Source organism: Streptomyces caeruleatus, from assembly GCF_001514235.1.
Classification (GTDB): Bacteria; Actinomycetota; Actinomycetes; order Streptomycetales; family Streptomycetaceae; genus Streptomyces; species Streptomyces caeruleatus.
Genome location: NZ_KQ948982.1, coordinates 1 through 801, shown reverse-complemented (window position 1 = coordinate 801; position 801 = coordinate 1). Strand labels below are relative to the sequence as shown.

The 801-nt window shown below is 70.5% G+C and carries 1 pseudogene; it reads right to left on the bottom strand.

Annotated elements, in window-relative coordinates:
• A pseudogene (locus AQJ67_RS47425) lies at nt 1-793 on the bottom strand (IS5 family transposase); the annotation flags it as partial.
• Nucleotides 794-801 lie beyond the last annotated feature (8 nt).

Below are 801 nucleotides of genomic sequence, written 5' to 3'. Positions count from 1 at the left end.
GCGAGGGTGACGGCTGCCTGGTAGGACTCGGCGGTCTTGTCGTAGCGGGTAGCGATGCCGCGCCATTGCTTCAGGCGGTTGAAGCACCGTTCCACCACGTTGCGCTGCTTGTAGAGCTGCTTGTCGAAGGCCAGCGGGCGCCCGCCTCGACTGCCCCGTCGGAGCCGGTTGCGGACCTGGTCGGCCCGCTCGGGGATGGTGTGAGTGATGCCCCGCCGCCTCAGCCAGGTGCGGATGGCCCGGGAGCTGTAGCCCTTGTCGCCCAGGACGTGGGCGGGCCTTGTGCGGGGCCGTCCCGGACCGAGGCGGGGTACCCGGATCGCCTCCATCACGGCGGTGAACTGGGTGCAGTCGTTGGTGTTGCCGCCCGTGAGCGTGAAGGTGAGAGGGCGGCCGACACCGTCGCAGGCCAGGTGGATCTTGCTGGTCAGGCCACCTCGGGAGCGTCCGAGGCCGGGACAGCGGGCCCCCCTTTTCGGGCCCCGGCGGCGTGCTGGTGGGCGCGGACGACAGTGGAGTCGACCGACACCAGCCACTCGATGTCCCCAGCCGCGTCGGTGTGCGCCTGGGCGACCCGGAGCATGCGCTCGAAGGTGCCGTCCAGCGCCCACCGGCGAAAACGAGTGTGCAGCGTGGCCCACGGGCCGTACCGCTCGGGCACGTCCCGCCAGGCCGTCCCTGTGCGGAACTTCCACACGATCCCGTTGAGCACCTTGCGGTCGTCCACCCGCTTCCGACCCCGCAGTGACACCGGCAGCAGCGGTCCGACGAACTCCCACTCGGCATCGGACAGTTCATGGC